A 20522-nucleotide genomic window follows, 5' to 3' on the forward strand; every position below is an offset into this window, starting at 1 on the left:
GATCAGGCCTCCTCCCTCGTCGTATTGGACGCGGTGGTGGGGTCGCGATAAAAGTCGTCCGGGAAGTATTGCAAGGCGCTGCGCACCGGGTTCGGCGTCATGCCGCCCATGGCGCAGAGAGAGCCGTCTTCCAGGGTGTCGCACAGGTCGCGCAGCAGAATCAGGTTATCGTCGCGCTGCTCATTCGCGCGAATGCGGTCGATCACTTCCACACCGCGCGTGGAGCCGATGCGACAGGGGGTGCATTTGCCGCAGGATTCGATCGCGCAGAATTCCATGGCAAAGCGGGCCTGGTCGAGCATGTCGACGGTGTCGTCGAAGACGACAATACCGCCGTGGCCCACCACGGCGCCCACCTCGCTGAAGGCTTCGTAATCGAGCGGGGTATCCCACTGGCTTTCCGGCATATAGGCGCCGAGCGGGCCGCCGACCTGGACGGCGCGCATGGGCCGGCCGGAGGCGGTGCCGCCGCCGAAGTCCTCCAGCAGTTCGCGCAGGGTAATGCCGAACGCCAGTTCCACCACGCCACCGCGTTCAATGTTGCCGGTCAACTGGAACGGCAGGGTGCCGCGTGAACGCCCCATACCGTAATCGGCGTAGGCTTGGCCGCCTTCGGCGAGGATAAAGGGCACGGCGGCGAGCGTAAGCACGTTGTTGACCACCGTCGGCTGACCGAAGGCGCCTTTCAACGCGGGCAGCGGCGGTTTGACGCGCACCTGGCCGCGCTTGCCCTCCAGGCTGTCGAGCAGGGAGGTTTCCTCGCCGCAGATGTAGGCGCCGGCGCCGAGGCGAACTTCCAGATGGAAAGCCTTGCCGCTGTTTAATACGTTGTCGCCCAGGTAGCCGACTTCCTCGGCCCTGGCGATGGCCTCGTTCAAAATTTGATGGGCGACCGGGTATTCGGAGCGCAGATAGATGAAGCCGGTGTCCGCGCCGACGGCGAGGCCGGCGATGGTCATGCCTTCGATCAGCATAAAAGGATCGGCTTCCATCACCAGGCGGTCGGCAAAGGTGCCGGAGTCGCCTTCGTCGGCGTTGCAAACAATGAATTTGCGTTTGGAATAGGGGCTGTTCGGCGTGCGCGCGTCGGCATCGAGCACCGTCTGCCATTTGATACCGGCCGGGAAGGCCGCCCCGCCCCGGCCGCGCAGGCCGGAGGTTTTCACTTCGTCGACGATTTCCTGGGCGATTTTGGCGAGCGCCTTGCGCAGACCGACGTAGCCGCCGTGGCGGATATAGTCGTCGAGCGAGACCGGGTCGGTGATGCCGGCGCGCGCGAAGGTGAGGCGCTGCTGTTTCTTGAGGTAGGGAATCTCTTCGGTCGGGCCCCGATACAGCGGGTGGCCGGGTCGGCCATTGAGCAGGCCTTCGTCGAGCAGGGCCGGGATATCTTCGGGCGCGACCGGGCCGTAGGCAATGCGGCCCTGGTCGGTCTCGACTTCGAGCAGCGGTTCGAGCCAGAAGAGGCCGCGGGAACCATTGCGGACGAGCTCGACGCCAAGGTTGCGCTCGGCGCAGCCCTGTTCAAGCTTGGCGGCCACTTCGTCTGCGCCGAGCGATAACGCGGTGGTGTCGCGGGGAACGTAAATTCGGGTCACGATTCGGGCTCCTCCGCCAGCGGTTGAAGGGTCAGCGGAACGGTGGCGGCCTGGCCGAGCAGTGCGTCCAGCCGTTTGGCCGTCACCCGGCCATGGATGTCGTTATCCAGCCGCACCGAGGGGCCGGTGGCGCAATTGCCCAGGCAATAAACCGGCTCCAGCGTGAACTCGCCATCCGCCGTGGTCTGATGGTAGTCGATACCCAGTTTTGCCTTGGCGTGCGTCTCCAGAGAGCGGCAGCCGCGCGCCTGGCAGGCCTCGGCCCGGCAGATCTGCAGCCGGTGCCGACCGATGGGCGCGGTGTTGAAGTCGTGATAGAAGCTGATGACACCATGGACTTCGGCGCGGGTGATTTGCAGCCCTTCGGCGATGATCGGCACCGCTTCCTCGGGGATGTACCCCAGACGGTCACGGATGCTGTGCAGGATGGGCAGCAGCGGGCCCGGCTTGACCTTGAGCGCCGCGACCTCGGCTTGAATCCAGTCCAGGGGAAGGTCCGTCCCGACGGATGAATCTTGCGCTGATATATGCATAATTGTTCTTATCTGACACGAAGGTTTTTACGCTTGAATCCGAAAGTATCACGCCACAGCGCGACTACAAATATGAAACGCCATGCATAAGAAGAAGCTCAGCATCACCCCCAGTTGGGGGTTCCGGACGGAAACGGATGCGCTGTTCGAACCCGTCCTATTCAACCTGCTCAAGGGCATCCGCGACACCGGCCGGCTCACCCTGGCCGCGCGCGAGGCCGGTATTTCCTATCGCCACGCCTGGAACCTGATCAACCGCGGCAGCGACTTTTTCGGCCTGCCGCTGGTGCGCAAGCACAAGGGCCAGGGCACGGAGCTGACGCCCCTGGGCGAGGTGTTATTGTGGTCCGAACAACGCATCAAGGCCCGGCTCGGGCCGCAAATAGACAGTATGGCGTCGGAACTGAATATCCAATTGCAGCAACTGTTGGAAGGCGCCCATCCGGTGCTGCGGCTGCACGCCAGCCATGGCTACGCCGTCGCCTTGCTGCCCCGCTATCCGGAGCGGCTGGAACTGAAACTCCAGTACTGCAACACCCGCGAGGCACTGGCCGCCCTGAACCGCGGCGACTGCGATCTGGCCAGCTTCCACCTGCCCACCTCACCCGCCCTCGCCGAGCAGACGCTGCGCTACTACCAGGACGACCTGCAGGCAGGCGATCTGAAGGTGATCCGCTTCGTCACGCGCAAACAGGGGTTGATCATCCCGCGCGGCAACCCCAAAGGCATCGAGGGCCTGAAGGACCTCGCCCGGCCCCACGCTAAGCAAGAGTTGCTGTTCATCAACCGGAACCGGGATTCCGGCACCCACTTGCTGCTCACTATGCTGCTGCGCGAGGCCGGGCTGGACCCGGCAGACATTCGCACCGCGGAGCAGGAGGAGTACACCCATACGGCAGTCGCCGCCTACGTCGCGGCCGGCATGGCCGACCTCGGCTTCGGCGTCGAAGCGGCCGCGCGCCAGTTCGATCTGGATTTTATTGAGCAGGCCAGCGAGCACTACCTGCTGATCTGCCACGAGGACCGGCTGCACCAGAACACCATCAACCAGTTGCTGGGACTGATGCGCGCGCCCGATTTCATCAAGGCCATCCACGACCAGCCAGGCTATGCGCCGGACCAGTGTGGGGAGATCGTTACGCTGCAGGAACTGCTGGCGAGCCAGCCCTGAGTTGAATGGCGCTAAGTTAAGGTTTTGGGGCGGGCCTGCTACCGGGGGTTCTTTGCGGGACACGCCGTGAATACGTCCCTGTAGGCTTGTCCGCGAGGTCCCTCTCGCAGACAAAACGGCAGGACTGCCGTTTTGGACGCCGAAGGCGCCCGAAGGGCGAGGGCCATGGATGGCCCGAGTCACAGTCCCGCAAAGAACCCCCGGCATCAGGCCCTTCGCATCAAGCTTATGGCTTAACTTAGTGGCATTCAGCCCTGAGTTCAGGTATCAGGCCGCGACCGATCCATGCGGGTCGATCACAAACTTCTTCGCGGCCCCGCCGTCGAAATCCAAATAGCCTTCCGGCGCCTGATCCAGGCTGATCATCTGCACATTCACCGCCTGGGCAATTTGCACCTTTTCGAACAGGATCGCCTGCATCAGCTGCCGGTGATATTTCATCACCGGACACTGGCCGGTAAAGAAGGCGTGGGACTTCGCCCACCCCAGGCCAAATCGCATATTCAGCGAACCGACTTTGGCCGCATCTTCCTGCGCGCCGGGATCTTCGGTGACATACAGGCCGGGAATACCGATCCGTCCGCCGGCGCGGGTCAGTTGCATGGCCGAATTCAACACCACTGCCGGCTGTTCCTCGTGGTGGTTGCAACCGTGGCAACGCGCCTCAAAGCCCACGCAGTCGACAAAGGCGTCCACCTCGGGCTCGCCGAGAATCTGCTCGATCCGCTCGGCCAGATCGCCGTCCTCGCGCAGGTCCAGTGTTTCGCAACCGAAACTGCGCGCCTGTTGCAGGCGCTCCGGAATCATATCACCGACGATGACGCAGGCCGCGCCCAGCAATTGCGCAGACGCGGCCGCCGCCAGGCCGACGGGGCCGGCGCCGGCGATGTAGACGGTCGAACCCGGCCCCACCCCCGCAGTCACGCAACCGTGAAAACCTGTTGGGAAAATATCGGAGAGCAACGTCAGGTCGCGAATTTTTTCCTTCGCCTGGTCGGCGTCCGGGAATTTCAGCAGGTTGAAGTCGGCGTAGGGCACCATCACGTATTCCGCCTGGCCGCCGACCCATCCGCCCATGTCCACGTAACCGTAGGCGGCGCCGGGCCGGGCGGGATTGACGTTGAGGCAGATACCGGTGTTGCCCTCCTTGCAGCTGCGACAGCGGCCGCAGGCGATGTTGAAGGGCACGGAAACAATATCCCCGGCCTTGAGAAACTCCACATCGCGGCCACATTCGATGATCTGGCCGGTGATCTCATGACCCAACACCAGCCCCTGGGGCGCGGTGGTACGGCCTCGGACCATGTGTTGGTCAGAGCCGCAAATGTTGGTGGTGAGCACTTTCAGAATCACGCCGTGGTCGCAGCGGCGTTTGCCCAGGGCGAGTTCGGGGAAGGCGATGGATTCCACCGAGACCTCGCCGGGTCCCTGGTAGACGACACCGCGATTGGATTGCTGAATGTTCATAGTCGGGATCTCCTGTTTAGTGGGCAGTGCGGTGGGAATGGGGCGCACGGGAATCGAGACTCAGGCCTTTGTAGAGGCTGAGGCACATCGAAATGAGAACAATGGTGAACGGCAGTCCGGCAGTGACGGCGCCGGCCTGCAGGGCGCTCAAGGCCTGTTTGCCGCCGCCGTACAGCAGTGCGGCGGCGATCAGCCCCACCAATGTGGCCCAGAAAACCCGCTGGGCAACGGGGGTATCTTCCTTACCCCCGGCGGTGATGCCGGCGATCACCAGCGAGCCGGAATCCGAGGACGTCACGAAAAACAGCAACACCAGGCAGATGGCGCCGGCGGAGAGCAGTGGCGCCATCGGCAGGTTGGCGAGCATCTGGAACATACTGAGCGAGACGTCGCTGACGCCGTTGGCGAGTTCGCCGACATTGGCCTGTACCTGGTCCAACGCAGTGCCGCCGAAGGCGGCTACCCAGATGCCGCAGACCAGGGTGGGGATGACCAGCACGGCGGTCAGGAATTCGCGCACCGTGCGGCCGCGCGACACGCGGGCAATGAACATGCCGACAAAAGGCGACCAGGAAATCCACCAGGCCCAATAAAAAATGGTCCACCCGTGAAACCAGGTTTCGTCCTCGCGGTGGGTCCAGCTGCTGAGCTGTAGGATGTTCCGTGCGTAGGAGCCGAACAGGTCGAAGAGGTTGGCGAAGAATCCGGAGGTCGAGCCCGCCAGAGTAACGAACACCAGCAGTGCCAGGGCGAGCACCATGTTGAGGTTGCTCAGCACCTTCACACCGCCGTCGAGCCCGCGCACCACGGATAAGATTGCCACGCCGGTAATCAGGGCGATAAGGACCATTTGAGTGGTGGTGTTATTTTCGATTCCGCTCAGGTAACCCAAACCACTGGCCGCCTGCTGCGCGCCCAGGCCGAGCGAGGTAGCCAGGCCGAAGATGGTCGCGAGGGCGGCGAGGGTGTCGATCACGTGGCCGATGGGTCCCCAGATGCGATTGCCGAGCAAGGGATAAAAGACGGCGCGAATGGTGAGAGGCAGGCCTTTGTTGTAGGCAAAAAAGGCCAGTGCCAAACCGACCACACCATACATGGCCCAGGGGTGCAGCCCCCAGTGCAACATGGTGGCGCCCAGTGCCAGGGATTTCCCTTCTGGCGTGTGGATGGCGACGTTCAGCGGGGTGCCGGACCAGCCCGTGAAATAGGCCACCGGCTCCGCAACGCTCCAGAACATCAGGCCGATGCCCATACCGGCTGCGAACAGCATGGCAAACCAGGACGGACGTGAGAAGTCGGGCTTGGCATCCGGGCCGCCGATGCGGATGCGGCCGACGGGCAGCAGGATAAGGGCGAAGCAGAACAGGACAAATAGGTTGGCGCCGACCATAAACAGCCAGTCGAAGTGGTCGATGGCCCAGTCCCGGATTCCGACGAGCCGGGCGTTGGCCGCCTCGGGAAACATGAGGGTGACGGCGACGAATACCAGAATCAACAGGGCACTGATGCCGAAGACGGGGGTGTGCATGTCGAATCCGGCGACCTGGATATTTTGCTCCCCGATTTCATGCTCCACGTCGTCGTAAGCTTGGTCGGCACAGGCTGTCAGTGGAGGAGTGTCATTCATTATTTTTGTCTCCAGCTCACTCGGCTTATCGAATACTTGGATTGATGCCGGTGCTAATTTCGGGGTTCCCCGCTCAGTCCTCGAGGTTCTTGTTTTTCGACTGCCGGGACCGAACTCCGATACTTGCGTTTCATACTAGCGCTTTGTGCGTCGGCAATGATTCCGCAAACGACATCGGGGTTGCGTTTTGTACCTGTTAACGTCATTGACGAATCACACCTTCGGCGACCAGCAAGTCGAAAATTGCCTGCGCCTTCTCCCGGCTGGATTCCTGCTTCATGACCTGCCCGCCCTGCCCCTGGGGTTTGGCGGTGGCGGCTTTGAACCGCTCCGCGGCTGATTTGGCCTTGACCACATTCAGTCGTTTGGGCCTGGGACGGGCTTGCGCTTCCACCCACTCGGCCCGTGCCACATCGGCTTGTGCAAGACCGCGTTGAATGTCGAAGAGGCCACGCTGGCCGGGACCGAAGGCGGTTTGTCGGGCGCCGGGCGCGGCGCTGTCGACAGTGGCGATGAAGGGCAGCGGCACGGTGAGGGCCCGACGCTGGCCGCGAGGCAGGGCCTGCAGCACCTCGGCGCGGCCGTTTTCAATGGCGCGGATCTGGGCGATGCGCGGCACCAGCGGCCAACCCAGTCGCTCCGCCAACAGGTAGGGCAGCAGGCCGGAGGCCTCGCCGCGTTCGGCCTGCACCCCGGCCAGGACGATATCCGCTGGATGGGTGGCGAAGTATTGCAACAGGGACGATGCGGCGTCCGCTTCCGGGGCTTCCTGCAGCACGGTCATTGTGCGCAGGCCCATGCCCAGGTATTGGCGCAGCGCCGGCTCGCCGGCGTCGCCGACGTGAACCAGGGACAACGACCGACCTGCGAGTGTCAGGCCAAGTTCCACGGCGCGGGCGTCCTGATCGGCGCGACGCGCGCGGCCGGAGACCGGGTGCTGGCCGACCGAAACCAGGACGGCGATGTTCAGCGATGTTTCAACGGGCATGGTGTGCTTCCTCGATGAATGTCTTTTGAGGGCTACGCCCAACACTGTTTTGTTAGACCTCATTCTGTGGGGCCTGCCCTGCAGGCGATTCACTCGGTGCTATCCGCCACGTCCCATTCGCCAGCAGGGCTGGCTCCCACAGGGCTAAAGCCTTTGGGGCTAGGCCACTTCCAGTGTCTCTGGCACGGTTGCGTCCGTGTCTTTCCCACCCCGGTGTTCCCGCGCCAGCGCCAACAGCTCCGCCAGGATTTCCGAACTGTCGCCGATGGCGCCCAGGTCGGCGCGCCTGACCATGTCGCAGCCGTCGTCGAGGTTGATGGCAACCACTTTTTCGCAGCGGCCGATGCCCTGCAAATGCTGCACCGCGCCGGAGATGCCCACGGCGACATAGACCCGCGCCGTCACCCAGGTGCCGGTCGCACCGATTTGCCGGAACCGGGGCATGAAACCGTCGTCCACGGCGACACGGCTGGCGCCTTCGGTCGCGCCCAGTGCGGTGGCCACTTCGTGGAACTGGTCCCAGTCGCGTACGCCGTTTCCGGCAGAGAGAATAAATTCCGCCTCCGCCAGCGGGATCTGGCTCGGGTCCACCGGCACCAGGCCCTGATCGTGAATGCATACCCGGACGTCCGGGTACTCGTCGAGCTGGATCGGCAACGCCTGGTGACGGCTGTCGTCGACCGGCAGGGCGCATTCCTCGGCCAGCAGCAGCACCCGGGGAGTGTGGCGACGAATATCAATGCGGCCGCTGCCGCCGCGACACAGTGTCTCGGTTTCGGTGACCTGCCAGGCGTGCACCGCCGGTCGTTCGCCCAGGCGCACGGCCAGCCTCGCCCCCAGATCGGCGCCGCCGTGCACGCTGTCCGGGAACAGCCAGAAGCGGGGCCCCAGTTGATCTTCCACGGCCTGCAGTACGGCCAGTTTCCGTTCGGGGCAATAATCGTCCAGTGCCTGACCGTCGCAGTGGGTCACCTGGATCAGGCGGTCGGCGCCGGCGGTGTCGAAGCCGGCCTCGCGCGCCTCGCCCAGTACAATGGCGACCACCGCGCCCTGGCCACCTCCGCTGCGCGCCAGTTGCTGTGCCTGGCCGAGAATATCCCGGTCATGGGATGTCAGGCGGCCCCCGGCCATATCCAACACGGCGGCCACATAAAAGTCCGGCTGCTCGACCCGGTGCAGGGGCAGTGCCGGCTCCTCGCTATGTGTCGTGGCGCTCCGGCGCAGATCCCGCCCCGACGGTGCCGGGCCGGTGGAACTGCGATCGATGCGTTTTAGTCCGTTGGGCCCGATAAACCCCACGGCGTGCGGGTTCCTGCGTAACAAGCCTGTCGGTCCCCGCACCGGGCCACCGGCCAGGGATTCGTGCAGGGGATGCAGCCGGTTGCGCAGTATTCTCTCGGTTCTCGGGTCGCGGCGGATCACATCGCTCATCAGTGCTGCTCCTCTTGGCTCATGGCTGCTCTTGGCTCACGGCTGCTCTTGGCTCATGGCTGCTTTCCGCGGCTCATGAACCTCTTCAACCAAAGCATCGGCGACCAGTTCGGCGAGGTCTTTGATCTGTGGGCGGGGCTCGACCACGCCTTCCAGCATGGCAGTACACTGCTGGCAGGCGACGGCGATAAGATCCGCCTGAACAGCGCGGGCATCTTCGACCCGCATGTCGGCGATGCGGCGTTCACCCGGTACGTCCGTGATCGGGGCGCCACCGCCACCGCCGCAGCAGCGGGAGCGATAGCCGGATCGTTCCATCTCGCTCAGTTCGATGTTCAGGGCGTTCAGCAGGGCGCGCGGCGCTTCATATTCGCCGTTGTAGCGCCCCAGATAGCAGGGGTCGTGATAGGTGACGGTGCCGCCTTTGTGCGCTTTCAGTTGCAGCCTGCCGTCTCGCACCAACCCGTTGATGAAGGTGCTGTGGTGCAGCACCTCGTAGTCTCCGCCCTTCCCTTCTGGATAAAAATCGCCGTATTCGTTCTTGAGAACGTGAAAAGCGTGCGGGTCGGTGGTGACGATGCGCTCGAAGCGGTATCGGTTCAGGACGGCGATGTTGTTGCGGGCCAGGCTTTGAAAGGTGGCGTCGTCACCGAGGCGGCGGGCGAGATCGCCGCTGTCGCACTCTTCGTTGCCGAGTACCGCGAAATCGACCTGCGCGGCCTTCAGGATCTTGACGAAGGCACGCAGGATTCGCTGGCTGCGCATATCGAAGCAGCCGTCGCTGACCCAGAACAGCACCTCGGCACGGCCGACTTCGGCCATCAGCGGCAGGTTCAGGTCCGCCGCCCAGTTCATCCGGCTGTCGGGCGCGAAGCCGCCGGGGTTGTCGGTGGCGATAAGGTTGTCCAGCACCTCCGCGCCCTTGTTGGGCGTTTCACCTTTCTCCAGGGTCAGGAAGCGGCGCATATCGACGATGGCATCGACGTGTTCGATCATCATCGGGCACTCTTCCACGCAGGCGCGGCAGGTGGTGCAGGACCAGAGCGTCTCGGCGCTGAGCAGGCCGTCGACGATGGGCTGGTGGGGCGCGCCGCTGGCGTTACCGGGTTCGACACCGGGGTAGGGACTGCCGGCATAGCGGGCGTCGCTGCCGCCGCTCAAGCCGACCACCATATCCTGGATCAGCTTCTTGGGGTTCAATGGCTGGCCGGCGGCGTAGGCCGGGCAGACGGCTTCGCATCGGCCGCACTGCACGCAGGCGTCGAAGCCGAGCAATTGATTCCAGGTAAAGTCTTCCGGCTTGGCCACCCCCAGGGTGGGCGCCTCCAGGTCCACCGGTTTGAGGCCGGTGGAGCGGCCGCCGCCGAAGCGCTCCGGGCGGCGGTGAAAGGCCAGGTGCAGGGCGCCGGCAAAGGCGTGTTTCATGGGCCCGCCCCAGCCCATGCCGAACAGCATTTCCGCCAGGCCGAGGGCAACGCCGGCCGCCAACAAAATGCTAAGGACCCAGCCGCCAAAACCTTCGGGCAACAGACCGGAGGTCAGCAGGGTGAGTACAAAGAAGGAGGCGGAAAACACCAGCAGATTCTTTGGCAGCCGCATCCAGGGACCCCTGGAAAGGCGCGCCGGCGGATGGCGCCGGCGCAGGAACACGAACACCGCGCCGCAGAACATGAGCAGGGTGGCCAACAACAGGGCCAGGTTGAGCCATCGGCTTTCCAGCCCGAACAGGTGCACTGGCACGATCAGCAGCATGGAAAGGACAAAACCGCCCGCCGTGGCCACGTGGGTGTTGGACATATAGCGATCGCGCTCTACCACGTGGTGCAAGTCCACCAGGTAGCGCCGCGGCATGGCCGCCAGGCCGGCCAGAAACGCCACGGGCTCGGGACGGCCCCGGCGCCAGAGGCGGATGCGGCGCAGGGCGCCGGCGAACAGCAGGCCCAGGGCCGCGGCCAGCAGGGCGGGAAGTAACCAGTCCAGCATCATCACCTCTCCGAAAACAACTCTTAAACCAATGCTGTTAAGTTAAGGATTGGCACTTTGTAGGAGCCTGCTTGCAGGCGAACAAGAACAGGGCTTCGTAGCCGTTCGCCTGCAAGCAGGCTCCTACAAAAGTTGCCTAACTCAACAGCATTGCTCTTAAACCGGATTACAAATCCTTGCACAGGCGCAGGGCATCGTAGATGGCGGCGTGGGTGTTGCGCTGGGAGACGCAGTCGCCCAGGCGCCACAGAATCATGCCGTCACCCTCTTCCGCCAATACCGGCTGCGCCTTGCAGTCGAACAGCGCCTGCACGTCGATCTGGCCGCGGTTGCGGGACTCGGGTTTGAGTTCGTAATAGAGCGCCTCGTCGGGGCGTATGCCGTTTTCGATCACCACCTGGTCCACCACCCGCTCTTCGCGCTGGCCGGTGTATTCGTTTTCCAGCACGGCCACTTTCTTGTCGCCTTCCGGGTAGACCTTTTCCAGCATCAGGTCCGATGTCATTACCACTTCCTTTTCGTAAAGGCTGCGGTAGTAGGTGGGAAAGGTGGTGCCGCCGATGCCCACACCGGGTTTGATATCGTCGGTAACCAATTCCACGAGTGCACCCTTGGAGGCTAGGTAGTCGGCCACGGACATGCCGGAAAACTCGCAGATGGTGTCGTACACCAGCACGTTCTTGCCCGGCTCCACGGCGCCGCTGAGAATGTCCCAGGAGGACACCACCAGGCCCTCTTCTGCGCCCCATTCCGGGGCCTGGGTGATAAAGGGCGTACCGCCGGTAGCCAGTATGCAGACGTCCGGGCGCAGCTCGCGCACCAGTTCGGCGTTCGCCTCGGTACCCAAACGCAGGTCGATACCCAGGCGCTCCAGCTCCAGGGCGTACCAGCGGGTGATGCCGGCGATCTGGTCGCGCTGCGGGGCGCGGGCTGCCAGGGTGATCTGTCCGCCCAGCTCCTCGCCCTTCTCCAGCAGGATCACTTCGTGGCCGCGCTCGGCGGCAATACGCGCTGCTTCCATTCCGCCCGGGCCGCCGCCCACCACCACTACCCGGCGTCTGGGCCCGTCGGTTTTTTCGATGATGTGGGGCAGGCCCATATATTCACGCGAGGTGGCGGCGTTCTGGATGCAGAGCACGTCCAGGCCCTGGTACTGGCGGTCGATGCAATAGTTGGCCCCCACGCACTGGCGGATCTGATCCACCTGGTTCATCTTGATCTTGGCGATCAGGTGCGGGTCGGCAATGTGCGCCCGTGTCATGCCCACGAAGTCCACGTAGCCGGCTTCCAGGATGCGCTGGGCCTGGTTGGGATCCTTGATGTTCTGGGCGTGGATTACCGGCACGTCCACCACTTCCTTGATGCCGGCGGCCAGGTGCAGGAAGGGCTCCGGCGGGTAACTCATGTTGGGGATGACGTTGGCCAGGGTGTTGTGGGTGTCGCAGCCCGAACCCACCACGCCGAAGAAATCCAGCAGACCGGTGTCGTTGTAGTAGCGGGCAATCTCTTTCATGTCGTCCTGGTTCAGACCGTCGGGATGGAACTCGTCGCCGCAGATGCGCATGCCCACGGCGAAGTCCCGGCCCACTTCCTCGCGCACTGCTTTCAGCACTTCCAGGCCGAAGCGCATGCGGTTTTCGAAGCTGCCGCCCCACTCGTCGGTGCGCTTGTTGACCCGCGGCGACCAGAACTGGTCGATCATGTGCTGGTGCACGGCGGAGAGTTCCACGCCGTCCAGGCCGCCCTCCTTGGCGCGGCGGGCGGCCTGGGCGAAGTCGCCGATCACACGCCGGATTTCCTCTTCCTCGATAGTCTTGCAGGTGGCGCGGTGCACCGGCTCGCGGATGCCGGAAGGCGACATCAGGTTGGGCCAGTTCTCACCGTCCCAGCGCGAGCGGCGGCCCATGTGGGTGATCTGGATCATGATCCTGCCGCCATGCTTGTGTACGGCGTCAGCCAGATTCTGGAAGTGAGGGATGATGCGGTCGGTGGAGAGGTTGACCGAACTCCACCAGCTTTGCGGACTGTCGATGGAGACGACACTGGAGCCACCGCAGATACACAGGCCACAGCCGCCCTTGGCCTTTTCCTCGTAGTACTTGACGTAGCGCTCGGTGGTCATGCCGCCGTCGGTGGCGTAGACCTCGGCGTGGGCGGTGCTGACGATTCGGTTGCGGATAGTGAGCTGATTGATCTGCAACGGGCGGAAAAGTGCTTCGAATTGGGACATTTTTTGTACCCTTTTTAATGCTACATCAAGTTTCGTGTATTCGCTCCAGCGCCGTAATCGCTGGGAGGGAGGCTAGCCCGTGTAAGAAATCGGGAAGACCTCGAACAACCCGTGATCAAGCCCCTCTTCCGCGGCACTTTGTCTCTGTACCGCCCTGGTTTTTATGCCCAGGCCCAGGTTGTTGGCAATTTGATCCATGGCTCCGGCAAACCAACCGGTAAACATGTATTCGACCATGCGATTTACCTTGCCGTATTCGTATACAAAGGCAGAGTGGTCGAGCCGCACCCGTGCCTTACCCAAATCGACGTCCAATTGTTCGACGGTGAACAGGCCCCAGCCACGCTGGGACAGCCGCTTCATGTAATGCTCGAACACCGCGCGACCTATCAGGCCGTGCAGCTCCCCTTCTTTCTCACACCAGTGGTAGGCGGATTTATAGCCGGCCTGGTAGAGGATTTCTGCATAGCGCTCGGGGCCGATTTCGGCCTCGATGGCTTTGTGATTGTTGATAAAAAAGTGCCGGGGCACGTAGAGCATCGGCAGGGCGTCGGTGGTCCAGACGCCGGTCTCGTCATCGACACTGATAGGAAGATCCGGTGCGTGACTGGTCATGGTGGTTTCTCCTATATACCCGCTCAGGGCTGTTTACCTAGCCCGCTCGGGGCTGTTCACCTAACCCGCTCAGGGCTATTCACCTAACCCGCTCAGGGCTGCTCACCTAACCCGCTCAGGGCTGTTCACTCGCCCCAGACGTCGGCCAACACCCGCAGCCAGTTTTCACCCATAACCTTGCGCACCAGTTGCTCGGAGAAGCCGTGACGCAATAGCGCTTCGGTCAGGTTTGGGAACTCGCCGACAGTGCGAATCCCCTCGGGATTAACGATCTTCCCGAAGTTGGTCAGGCGCCGGGCGTAGCCTTTATCGTGCGTCAGCCATTCGAAGAAGGGCTGGCCGTGCCCCTGGGTGAAGTCCGTTCCGATTCCCACCTGGTCTTCACCGGCAATGTCGATGACATAACTGATGGCCTCGACATAGTCGTCGATGGTGGAGTCGATGCCGTTTTTCAAAAACGGCGCGAACATGGTGACACCGACGAAGCCGCCGTGGCCCGCGATAAAGCGGAGCTCCTCGTCCGATTTGTTGCGCGGGTGCTCCTTGAGTCCGGAGGGAAGGCAATGGGAATAGCAAACAGGTTTTTTTGACTCCAGGATCACCTCCTGCGAGGTTTTCGACCCGACGTGAGACAGATCGCACATGATTCCGACCCGGTTCATTTCCGCCACCACTTCCCGGCCGAAATCGGACAAACCGCCATCGCGCTCATAACAACCAGTGCCAATCAGGTTCTGGGTGTTGTAGCACATCTGCACCACCCCAACGCCGAGGTCCTTGAATATCTGCACGTAACCCAACTGATCTTCGAATGCGTGGGCATTTTGGAAGCCGAGCATGATGCCGGTTTTTCCGGCTTCCTTTGCGCGACGAATATCCGACGTGTGGCGCACTTTGATCAACAGGTCGCTGTTGTCTTCAATGAGTTGGTTCATCTCGACGATATTGTCGACAGTGCTCTGAAAATTTTCCCAAACCGACACGGTACAGTTGGCGGCGGTAAGACCGCCTTTACGCATATCTTCGAAGAGCTCACGGTTCCATTTGGCGATAATGAGGCCGTCGATGACGATGGCGTCCCGATGTAGTTCGGTGGCGTTCATGTGTAGATACCCTGTGATTTTCTCGGTGGTCGGGTAGGAAGTGTATTCACGGGGGTAGGGAGCGAGTTCACTGGATGCGACAGGGGGGGCACTAAAATCGGCATGGCGGACGATGCCCGCCATTGGAAAAGAGGATGCAACAAGAGTTGCCCGACAGTTTGTCGTTGAAAAATGGGAGGGGCGATGGAATTCCGTTCTCCACCGCTAGGCTAACCGGCGCGAAGGTGCCTCTTGTCGAACGCCATAGGCTCGGCCACAAATTTGACTGAACCAAAGGTTGGTTCGGCCTGGGCGACCCGCAGTGCCGCGCAAGAGGAGAGCGGGGGCTCAGCCTCATTGGATACCGGGCCCAACTGCGCCATCGACCAGACCGCAGCCCTCTCTTCCTTGGGGGAGATACCGATGTACTTGCGGTAACAGCGGCTGAAATGGGGGGCGGATACAAAGCCGCACATGGCGGCCACTTCTATGATTGAATTGGTCGTTTGCTTCAATAACTGCCGTGCCCGATTCAATCGCAGTTTCAGGTAGTAACGCGACGGTGTGCAATTCAGGTGCTTCAGGAACAGCCGCTCCAACTGTCGGCGTGAGATACCCACAAAGGAGGCCAGCTCCTCCAACTCAATGGGCTCTTCAATGTTCGCCTCCATCAGCTCGGTCACTTCCGCCAGCTTGGGCTGGTCCGACGACAGCAAGCGGCGCAAGGGCGTCCGCTGCAGTTCATTGTCCGGCCGCACCCGGTCACAGACAAACATATCGCAAATCGCGCCTACCAGTGCCTGGCCATGCTGCCGCGTCATCAGGCTGAGCATCATATCCATCGGAACTCCGCCGCCCGTACAGGTCATGCGATCGCGATCCAATGTATAAAGCCGGTTGGTCCAATTTACCTTGGGAAAGCGCTCCTGCAACGCCGGCAGGCATTCCCAGTGTGCACTGCAATTATAGCCGTCCAGCAGGCCCGCGCTCGCCAGGACATAAGCTCCCGTGCACACTGCACCCAGCATCACATGCTTTTGTGCCATCGACTGCAGCCAGAGTGTTTCCTTCCTGGTGAAACTGCGGGTGATATCCACCCCGCCGACCACAATAACGATATCGAAAGGCTTTTTGTCGGCAATGGACGCATCGGGCGCGATTGAAATACCGTCGCTCGCCACTACCGTCTCGCCATCAACTGAGAGCAACTGCCAAGTATAGAGCTCTGTCCCGCTCAACTGGTTTGCCATGCGCAGTGGCTCAATCGAGGTGGCCAGAGCGACCAGGGTAAAGTTCTGGATCAGCAAAAAGCCGACCCGGTAGGGTTGAGTGTTGGCACCAGCGGTTTGAGATACGGCATTATTATTCATGGACTTGCCCTCCACCCGACAAGTAAGCCCAGTCGCCCTAAGAGGCGACTGTGTTGTTTACGAAGGCACGTCAGCCAACACAGGCCGAGGCGCTCCCCCGCTTCTTACTCTTTTCGTCTCACTGCTCTCGCCTCATGGCGGCAAGAATCGGCATGTCACTGGACATGGATTACACGGATAGACCTGGCCTTTCCAAGTTCACAACCTTTGCCGGAAGCAGTTGGTTATTCTTTGACCGATCAGCCCACTTTACACACTTCGGCAGGCCGTTCCAACCCCCCAGTTGATACATTTTTAATGTTTGCAATGGCGTCTTTGGACGCCGGGAGGCGGGAGTGGAAGGTCCATGCTACGACTGACCTTCCGAAAGGAGTTGCCCAAAAACGTCGGAGACAGGCTACTGGTGGGTCCAATAGCGACAAGAGGGTTGCATTTGCGGATTAAAATGAGAATCAATTCCATTTGAGTCTCATGGCGACACATCGGCCTGAACGGTCATCCTTCGATCGTCACATTGGATAGGGGTTTGCTACAGCAGGACAGAATATACCCATCGTTTAAATCCTCTTCAGTAATTCCGCCATTGTGCTGAATATCCACTTCCCCGGCGGTCTTCCGAACCTTGCATGTCCCGCATATCCCAACCCCACACGCTTTGGGAATATTCAGCCCAAGCCGGTTGGCCGCCGCGTGCACCGTCTCCCCGGGCGCCACCTGCACACTCATTCCCGACTGGGTAAACTCTACTGTAAACAGCTCCGAGTCCAGGACCTCTTCCGCCTCGCGAACCGCAATCTCCGCCTGCTCCAACGCATCCCGGGTCACCGCAGTCGGTGTGGCACCGAACGACTCCTCATGGTACAAATTCATATCGAAGCCACTGTCCACCAACATGGATCGCACCGCATTCATGTATGGCGTAGGGCCGCAGCAGAAAATTCGCCGCGACAGGTAATCCGGCACCACCAACTCCAGCTTCACTTTATCCAGGTATCCCCGGTAACCGTTCCAGGCCTGGCCGATCTCGATGCGCTCACAGATCACCGAAAGATTGAAGTTGGGCACCCGGGAGCACATATGCTCCAACTCGCGCTGGAAGATGATGTCGTTCGGTGTACGCGCACTGTGGATGAACGCTATGTCCACGTCGGTATTGGTGTCGAAATACCAGCGCGCCATCGACATCACCGGTGTAACACCCACCCCGCCTGACAGCAGCAGAACCTTCTCTGCCGGATGATCGATGCAGTTGAAATTGCCAACCGGGCCGTGAACCGCCAACTCATCGTTTTCTTTCAGGTTGTCATGCAGCCAGTTGGAGACGCGCCCGCCAGGCACCCGCTTCACCGTAATGGAAAAACTGTACGGGACCGAAGGGGAGCTCGAAATGGTATAGGACCGCATTACCTGCTCGCCGTCGATCTCGAGTTCCAGGGTCACAAACTGGCCGGGCTTGAAAAAGAACATAACCGGCTGCTCCGCATTGAAACAGAAGGTCTTGACATCCCAGGTCTCGCGGATAATCCGTACGCAGCGCACCAAGTGACGGCCATTGGCCCAGACACTGGTGTTCAGGGGATTGAAGTAGGCGGACGATTGAGAAGCTTCGGTCACGCTGGTCATTGCAGAGTCTCCATCGGGGCGGCACTGGCCGCAATTTGGCCGTTCCCGCCATTCTGTTGGAAAAGCACCGAGGGTAGTTAGCCATTTGCGACACGATCTTGTTTATCTTCTCCAGCCTCCCGCGCAGCTCCGATCCGGGCGGAGAGCGAGTCGAAAAGGAATCGTGCCGTGTCGCTATCGGATAAACGACCGGCCCCATATCTACCGAGAATGACTCTTTGCCACCTGGCAGGAGTTCACCCTGAGGATGATGCAGATGAACGAGTATGACCTGTTGAACCTGACATACGGCGGCCTGGAAGAAGCCAGGCGTGACATGGCCCGCTTGTTGGCGGAGCGGTCCCCGACCCACTCACTTCCCCGGCCGTTGTACAACGACCCTTTCCTGTTCCGCCTCGACATGGAAGAGGTGTTTCAGAAGGAGTGGTTGTTCGTTGGCATGACCTGTGAAGTTCCCGGAAAGGGCGACTACATGACCGTGGAGATCGGCCAGGACCCGGTGCTGATCGTGCGCGACCGGGACGGCGAGATCCAGGCATTTCACAACGTGTGCCGCCATCGTGGCTCGCGGCTGTGCACCCAGGCCAAAGGCAAGGTCGCCAACCTTACCTGCCCCTACCACCAGTGGACCTATGACCTGAAGGGCAACCTTATCTTCGCCAGTAACGAGATGGGTGAGAATTTTGATCGGGCGGAGTACGGCCTGAAAAAAATCCATTGCAAAACCGCCGGTGGCTTCATCTTCGTCTGTCTGGCCGAAGGCGAGGCGCCGGAGATCGACCCGTTTCTCACCTCCCTGGCTCAATACATGGAGCCCTATGACATGGACAACACCAAGGTCGCCGCGGAGTCCACCCTGGAGGAAAACGCCAACTGGAAACTGGTCATCGAAAACAATCGGGAGTGCTACCACTGCTCCGGCAGCCATCCGGAGCTGCTGCGCACGCTGCTGGAATGGGACGACACCAATGATCCACGCGCAACACCCGAGTTCCTCGAACACTATCAACTCCAGGCGGAAGCCTGGGACCGGGAAGGCATTCCACACCGACACGTAGAGCACGGCTTGCGCAACCGAATTGTCCGAATGCCGCTGAAAGAAGGTACCCAGGCGATGACGATGGACGGCAAACCCGCCTGCCGCAAGACCCTCGGTCGCATCCAGAATCGGGAGCTGGGATCGATGCGCATTCTGCATCTGCCGAACTCCTGGAACCACATGCAGAGCGATCATTTGATCGTCTTCCGGGTACTGCCGGTTTCGGCCCAGAAAACGCTGGTGACCACCAAATGGCTGGTGCACAAGGACGCCGTGGAAGGCGAGGATTACGAGGTGGAGAACCTGCGCCAGGTGTGGGACGCCACCAACCGCCAGGACCGCGATCTGGCGGAGGAAAATCAGCGGGGGATCAACTCGCTCGGTTATGAGCCGGGGCCCTACTCACAAACCTACGAGTTCGGCGTGATCAACTTTTTGGATTGGTACGCCGAAACCGTGCTGAACAACTGCAAATTTGACAAACTTTAGAGATCACCACCATGTTCAGTAAAGACGATACGATCGCCAATTACGATGACGAACTCTGGGCAGCCATGCAGGACGAGGCCGCCCGCCAGGAAGACCATCTGGAACTGATTGCCTCGGAGAACTACACCAGCCCCCGGGTGATGCTGGCACAGGGCTCCTGCCTGACCAACAAATACGCCGAGGGCTACCCGCTCAAACGCTACTACGGTGGTTGCGAGCATGTGGATCGGGTGGAGCAATTGGCCATCGACCGGGCCAAAGCGCTGTTCGGGGCGGACTACGCCAATGTGCAACCGCACTCCGGTTCCCAGGCCAATGCCGCCGTTTATATGGCGCTGCTGAAGCCGGGCGACACCGTATTGGGCATGAGCCTGGCGCACGGCGGTCACCTGACCCACGGTGCCCACGTCAGTTTTTCCGGCAAGCTGTACAACGCCATCCAGTACGGCCTGGATGAAACCACGGGCGAGATCGATTACGGCCAGGTGGAGGCGCTGGCCCGGGAACACCGGCCTGCGATGATTGTCGCCGGCTTTTCCGCCTATTCCCGTGTGGTCGACTGGGCCCGGTTCCGGGACATAGCGGACGCCGTGGACGCCTATCTGTTTGTGGACATGGCGCACGTGGCCGGGCTGGTTGCGGCCGGCCAGTACCCCAACCCCCTGCCACATGCCCACGTGGTAACCACCACAACCCACAAGACCCTGCGCGGCCCGCGCGGTGGGCTGATTCTGTCGCGGGGGCAACCGGAGCTGGAAAAGAAACTGAACTCCTCCGTCTTCCCCGGCGGCCAGGGCGGCCCGCTGATGCACGTGATCGCCGCCAAGGCGGTCAGTTTCAAGGAGGCAGCCGAGCCGGCTTTTCGCGACTACCAGGCACAAGTGGTACGCAATGCCCGCGCTATGGCGAAGGTCCTGAAGGAGCGCAATTACGATGTCGTTTCGGGGGGCACCGACAACCATCTCTTCCTGCTCAGCCTTGTGAAGCAGGGCCTCACCGGCAAAGAGGCGGACGCTGCCCTCGGCAAGGCCCACATTACCGTCAACAAAAACGCCGTGCCCAACGACCCTCAATCCCCGTTCGTCACTTCGGGCCTGCGCATCGGTTCGCCGGTGATCACGACCCGGGGAATGAAGGACGAGCACTGCACCGTATTGGCGGGCTGGATCGCCGATGTGCTCGATGCGCTCCAAAATGGCGATGCGGAAGTTGTCATCGCCGAAGTGCGCGACAAGGTACAGCAGTATTGCCGGGATTTCCCGGCTTACCGTTAACC

General features: G+C 61.5%; 15 protein-coding genes. 3 read left to right on the plus strand and 12 right to left on the minus strand.

Annotated features, from left to right (window positions below):
- Window positions 1–2: 2 nt before the first annotated feature.
- On the minus strand, window positions 3–1601 hold the full coding sequence (locus FHS09_RS13825) for an NADH-ubiquinone oxidoreductase-F iron-sulfur binding region domain-containing protein (RefSeq protein ID WP_183460932.1): 1599 nt from the start codon (window positions 1599–1601) through the stop codon (window positions 3–5).
- Window positions 1595–2131, minus strand: a complete 537-nt coding sequence (locus tag FHS09_RS13830; protein ID WP_183460870.1) for a formate dehydrogenase subunit gamma — start codon at window positions 2129–2131, stop codon at window positions 1595–1597. Before FHS09_RS13830 ends, FHS09_RS13825 begins: the two co-directional genes overlap by 7 nt.
- Before the next feature lie 82 nt (window positions 2132–2213).
- Between FHS09_RS13830 and FHS09_RS13835 the strand changes: the two genes are divergently transcribed.
- On the plus strand, window positions 2214–3302 hold the full coding sequence (locus FHS09_RS13835) for a substrate-binding domain-containing protein (protein WP_183460872.1): 1089 nt from the start codon (window positions 2214–2216) through the stop codon (window positions 3300–3302).
- A 267-nt stretch (window positions 3303–3569) separates the two neighbouring features.
- Here the strand turns inward: FHS09_RS13835 and fdhA are convergent, their stop codons facing one another.
- From fdhA to FHS09_RS13885, 10 genes are all read right to left on the minus strand, one after another.
- Window positions 3570–4769 (minus strand): formaldehyde dehydrogenase, glutathione-independent, encoded by a 1200-nt coding sequence (gene fdhA / locus FHS09_RS13840; RefSeq protein WP_183460874.1) that lies wholly within the window; start codon window positions 4767–4769, stop codon window positions 3570–3572.
- 16 nt (window positions 4770–4785) lie between these two features.
- Window positions 4786–6396 carry a BCCT family transporter gene (locus FHS09_RS13845; RefSeq protein WP_183460876.1) on the minus strand — a complete coding sequence of 537 codons (1611 nt, stop codon included), beginning with the start codon at window positions 6394–6396 and terminating at the stop codon, window positions 4786–4788.
- Between the two features lie 202 nt (window positions 6397–6598).
- On the minus strand, window positions 6599–7384 hold the full coding sequence (gene etfB, locus FHS09_RS13850) for an electron transfer flavoprotein subunit beta (RefSeq protein WP_183460878.1): 786 nt from the start codon (window positions 7382–7384) through the stop codon (window positions 6599–6601).
- A 159-nt stretch (window positions 7385–7543) separates the two neighbouring features.
- The gene (etfA, locus tag FHS09_RS13855; protein ID WP_183460880.1) at window positions 7544–8815 is read right to left on the minus strand and encodes an electron transfer flavoprotein subunit alpha; all 1272 of its coding nucleotides are present in this window, start codon (window positions 8813–8815) and stop codon (window positions 7544–7546) included.
- A gap of 36 nt (window positions 8816–8851) precedes the next feature.
- Complete coding sequence (locus FHS09_RS13860; protein WP_183460882.1) at window positions 8852–10798, minus strand: (Fe-S)-binding protein; 1947 nt, start codon at window positions 10796–10798, stop codon at window positions 8852–8854.
- A gap of 166 nt (window positions 10799–10964) precedes the next feature.
- The gene (gene dgcA, locus FHS09_RS13865) at window positions 10965–13028 is read right to left on the minus strand and encodes a dimethylglycine demethylation protein DgcA (RefSeq protein ID WP_183460884.1); all 2064 of its coding nucleotides are present in this window, start codon (window positions 13026–13028) and stop codon (window positions 10965–10967) included.
- 72 nt (window positions 13029–13100) lie between these two features.
- Window positions 13101–13643, minus strand: a complete 543-nt coding sequence (locus tag FHS09_RS13870; protein WP_183460886.1) for a DUF5943 domain-containing protein — start codon at window positions 13641–13643, stop codon at window positions 13101–13103.
- A gap of 125 nt (window positions 13644–13768) precedes the next feature.
- Window positions 13769–14746, minus strand: coding sequence for a dipeptidase (locus FHS09_RS13875; protein WP_183460888.1), 978 nt, complete (start codon window positions 14744–14746; stop codon window positions 13769–13771).
- Between the two features lie 209 nt (window positions 14747–14955).
- Window positions 14956–16095, minus strand: coding sequence for a choline metabolism transcriptional regulator GbdR (gbdR, locus tag FHS09_RS13880; RefSeq protein WP_183460890.1), 1140 nt, complete (start codon window positions 16093–16095; stop codon window positions 14956–14958).
- A gap of 495 nt (window positions 16096–16590) precedes the next feature.
- Window positions 16591–17718 (minus strand): FAD-binding oxidoreductase, encoded by a 1128-nt coding sequence (locus tag FHS09_RS13885; RefSeq protein WP_183460892.1) that lies wholly within the window; start codon window positions 17716–17718, stop codon window positions 16591–16593.
- 256 nt (window positions 17719–17974) lie between these two features.
- On the opposite strand from FHS09_RS13885, the gene FHS09_RS13890 reads away from it, so the two are divergent.
- Window positions 17975–19246 carry an aromatic ring-hydroxylating oxygenase subunit alpha gene (locus FHS09_RS13890; protein ID WP_183460894.1) on the plus strand — a complete coding sequence of 424 codons (1272 nt, stop codon included), beginning with the start codon at window positions 17975–17977 and terminating at the stop codon, window positions 19244–19246.
- Between the two features lie 11 nt (window positions 19247–19257).
- Window positions 19258–20520 (plus strand): serine hydroxymethyltransferase, encoded by a 1263-nt coding sequence (glyA, locus tag FHS09_RS13895; RefSeq protein WP_183460896.1) that lies wholly within the window; start codon window positions 19258–19260, stop codon window positions 20518–20520.
- Window positions 20521–20522: the final 2 nt, after the last annotated feature.

Origin of the sequence: Microbulbifer rhizosphaerae (genome assembly GCF_014191725.1) — a bacterium.
Taxonomy (GTDB): domain Bacteria; phylum Pseudomonadota; class Gammaproteobacteria; order Pseudomonadales; family Cellvibrionaceae; genus Microbulbifer; species Microbulbifer rhizosphaerae.

Excerpts from the sequence above, each read along its gene's own strand:
- FHS09_RS13835 (WP_183460872.1), top strand. The coding sequence starts at position 2,214 with ATGCATAAGAAGAAGCTCAGCATCACCCCCAGTTGGGGGTTCCGGACG.
- fdhA (WP_183460874.1), bottom strand. The coding sequence starts at position 4,769 with ATGAACATTCAGCAATCCAATCGCGGTGTCGTCTACCAGGGACCCGGC.
- etfA (WP_183460880.1), bottom strand. The coding sequence starts at position 8,815 with ATGAGCGATGTGATCCGCCGCGACCCGAGAACCGAGAGAATACTGCGC.
- dgcA (WP_183460884.1), bottom strand. The coding sequence starts at position 13,028 with ATGTCCCAATTCGAAGCACTTTTCCGCCCGTTGCAGATCAATCAGCTC.
- FHS09_RS13875 (WP_183460888.1), bottom strand. The coding sequence starts at position 14,746 with ATGAACGCCACCGAACTACATCGGGACGCCATCGTCATCGACGGCCTC.
- FHS09_RS13870 (WP_183460886.1), bottom strand. The coding sequence starts at position 13,643 with ATGACCAGTCACGCACCGGATCTTCCTATCAGTGTCGATGACGAGACC.
- FHS09_RS13860 (WP_183460882.1), bottom strand. The coding sequence starts at position 10,798 with ATGCTGGACTGGTTACTTCCCGCCCTGCTGGCCGCGGCCCTGGGCCTG.
- FHS09_RS13885 (WP_183460892.1), bottom strand. The coding sequence starts at position 17,718 with ATGACCAGCGTGACCGAAGCTTCTCAATCGTCCGCCTACTTCAATCCC.
- FHS09_RS13845 (WP_183460876.1), bottom strand. The coding sequence starts at position 6,396 with ATGAATGACACTCCTCCACTGACAGCCTGTGCCGACCAAGCTTACGAC.
- FHS09_RS13830 (WP_183460870.1), bottom strand. The coding sequence starts at position 2,131 with ATGCATATATCAGCGCAAGATTCATCCGTCGGGACGGACCTTCCCCTG.
- gbdR (WP_183460890.1), bottom strand. The coding sequence starts at position 16,095 with ATGAATAATAATGCCGTATCTCAAACCGCTGGTGCCAACACTCAACCC.
- glyA (WP_183460896.1), top strand. The coding sequence starts at position 19,258 with ATGTTCAGTAAAGACGATACGATCGCCAATTACGATGACGAACTCTGG.
- FHS09_RS13890 (WP_183460894.1), top strand. The coding sequence starts at position 17,975 with ATGAACGAGTATGACCTGTTGAACCTGACATACGGCGGCCTGGAAGAA.
- etfB (WP_183460878.1), bottom strand. The coding sequence starts at position 7,384 with ATGCCCGTTGAAACATCGCTGAACATCGCCGTCCTGGTTTCGGTCGGC.